1 protein-coding gene is annotated in these 3,231 nt (G+C 62.1%); it reads left to right on the plus strand.

Annotated elements, in window-relative coordinates; translation table 11 throughout:
* The coding region (icmF, locus tag AC097N_RS21145) for a fused isobutyryl-CoA mutase/GTPase IcmF (protein WP_479584040.1) at positions 1 to 3,231 on the plus strand (3,231 nt) is incomplete at its 5' end.

The raw sequence follows: 3,231 nt of genomic DNA on the forward strand, positions 1-3,231 counted from the left end.
GACGCCGCCATCAACATCATGCGCCGCATCCTGCAAGGCATGGGCGCTGAAGTCATCCACCTCGGGCACAACCGCAGCGTGGACGAAGTGGTCACCGCGGCCCTGCAGGAAGACGCCCAGGGCATCGCCATCAGCTCCTACCAGGGCGGGCACGTCGAATACTTCAAGTACATGGTGGACCTGCTCAAAGCGCGCGGCGGCTCCCACATCCAGGTCTTTGGCGGCGGTGGCGGCGTCATCGTGCCCCCGGAAATCCGCGAACTGCAGGCCTATGGCGTCACCCGCATCTTCAGCCCGGAAGACGGCCAGCGCATGGGCCTGGCCGGCATGATTGGCGACATGGTGATGCGGTGTGACCAGGACCTCACCGGCTACGCCCCCCATGACATCAGCGCCATTCAGGGCCACACCGAGATGAGCTGGCGCGCCCTGGCGCAACTCATCACCGCCCTGGAAAACGAGAAAGCTTCGGGTGAGGCCAAAGGTGCGCCTTCAGAGCAATTAACGGCTCTGGTCCAGGATATACGTGCGCAGGCTGCTATCAAAAAGATACCGGTGCTGGGCATCACCGGCACCGGCGGCGCTGGCAAGTCTTCGCTCACTGACGAACTCATCCGCCGCCTGCGGCTGGACCAGAACGACAGCCTGCGCGTAGCGGTCATCAGCATCGACCCGTCCCGGCGCAAGAGCGGCGGGGCGCTCCTGGGTGACCGCATCCGCATGAACGCCATCAGTCCCTGGCAACAGGGCTCGCGCGTCTTCATGCGTTCGCTTGCCACCCGTGACTTCGGCAGCGAGATCAGCGCGGCCTTGCCCGACGTCATTGCCGCCTGCAAAGTCGCAGGCTTTGATCTGATCGTGGTGGAAACCTCCGGCATTGGCCAGGGCGATGCCGCCATCGTGCCGCATGTCGACGTGCCGCTGTACGTGATGACCCCCGAATTCGGTGCCGCCAGCCAGCTGGAAAAAATCGACATGCTGGACTTTGCCGAATTCGTGGCCATCAACAAGTTCGACCGCAAGGGCTCACTCGACGCCCTGCGTGACGTGGCCAAACAGGTGCAGCGCAACAAAGAGGCCTGGACCACCCCGGCCGACCAGATGCCGGTGTTTGGCACCATGGCCGCCCGCTTCAACGATGACGGCGTCACGGCCCTGTACCAGGCCCTCATTGTTCGCCTGGCCGAGCTGGGCCTGACGCTGGTGCCATCCCAACTCCCGACGGTGAACGTTCGCCACAGCACCAACCAGACGCCTGTGGTGCCCGCTGCGCGCACCCGTTACCTGGCCGAAATCAGCGACACCGTGCGCAGCTACAAAAAGCGCGCCCGCAGCCAGGCCAGACTGGCCCGGGAAATCCAGCAACTGCAGGAATCCGGGCGCATGCTCACGCTGGACGACCCTGGCAAGGCCAACGCCGTTCAGGCCGTGATGGACCTGGCCGCGCAGCGCGAAGCCCATCTGGGAGGTGCAGAGAAAAAGCTGCTGGCCCAGTGGCCCGCCATGCAGACCGCCTACGCCGGGGACGAATACGTTGTCAAAATTCGCGACAAGGAGATTCGCACGGCGCTGACCACCAAGTCTTTGAGTGGCACCACCATCCGCAAAGTGGCCTTGCCCCAGTTTGAGGACCATGGCGAAATCCTGAAATGGCTGATGCTCGACAACGTGCCCGGCAGCTACCCCTACACCGCTGGCACCTTCGCCTTCAAGCGTGAAGGCGAAGACCCGACCCGCATGTTTGCCGGCGAAGGCGATGCGTTTCGCACCAACACCCGCTTCAAGCTGTTGAGCTCCGGCATGGCCGCCAAGCGCCTGTCCACCGCGTTTGATTCCGTCACGCTCTACGGCAACGACCCCGATCCGCGTCCGGACATCTACGGCAAGGTCGGTAACAGCGGCGTGAGCATTGCCACGCTGGACGACATGAAGGTGCTGTACGGCGGGTTTGACCTGTGCAGCCCGTCCACCAGCGTGTCCATGACCATCAACGGTCCGGCGCCCAGCATCCTGGCCATGTTCATGAACACGGCCATTGATCAGAACATCGACAAATTCAAGCTGGAGAACGGCCGTGAACCGACCGACACCGAGCTGGAAAAAATCCGCGAGTGGGTGCAGGAAAACGTGCGTGGCACCGTGCAGGCCGACATCCTCAAGGAAGACCAGGGCCAGAACACCTGCATCTTCTCCACCGAGTTCAGCCTCAAAGTCATGGGCGACATTGCCGAGTACTTCGTGCACAACCGCGTGCGCAACTTCTACAGTGTGAGCATCAGCGGGTATCACATCGCAGAAGCCGGTGCCAACCCGATCAGCCAACTGGCGTTCACCTTGAGCAATGGCTTTACCTTTGTCGAAGCCTATCTGGCGCGCGGCATGCACATTGATGACTTTGCGCCCAATCTGAGTTTCTTCTTCAGTAACGGCATGGACCCTGAGTACACCGTGATGGGCCGCGTGGCGCGGCGCATCTGGGCGGTGGCCATGAAGGAGAAGTACGGCGCCAACGAGCGCAGCCAGAAGCTCAAATACCACATTCAAACGTCAGGGCGCAGCCTGCACGCGCAGGAGATCCAGTTCAACGACATCCGCACCACCTTGCAGGCGCTGATTGCGATTTACGACAACTGCAACAGCCTGCACACCAATGCGTTTGACGAAGCCATCACCACGCCCACCGAAGAGTCGGTGCGCCGCGCCATGGCGATCCAGCTCATCATCAACCGCGAATGGGGCCTGGCCAAGAACGAAAACCCGAGCCAGGGCGCCTTCATCATCGAAGAACTGACCGAGCTGCTGGAAGAAGCGGTGCTGCTGGAGTTCGAGCGCATCGCCGAGCGTGGCGGCGTGCTGGGGGCGATGGAGACGGGCTACCAGCGGGGCCGGATTCAGGACGAGTCCATGCACTACGAGATGCTCAAGCACACCGGCGAGCTGCCCATCATTGGGGTCAACACCTTTCGCAACCCGCATGGGGACGCGGTGCTGGACAAGCTGGAACTGGCGCGCTCAACGGATGAAGAGAAGCAGAACCAGCTCAAGCGGCTGGCCGAATTCCATGCGCTGCACGCCAGCGAGTCGCCAGCCATGCTGAAGCGGCTTCAACAAGCGGTGATCGAGAACGGGAATGTGTTTGAGGTGCTGATGGCCGCTGTGCGCGTGTGCTCGCTGGGCCAGATCACCAATGCCTTGTTTGAGGTGGGTGGGCAGTACCGGCGCAATATGTAG

It is taken from the genome of Rhodoferax sp. LS1R11 (assembly GCF_056521395.1).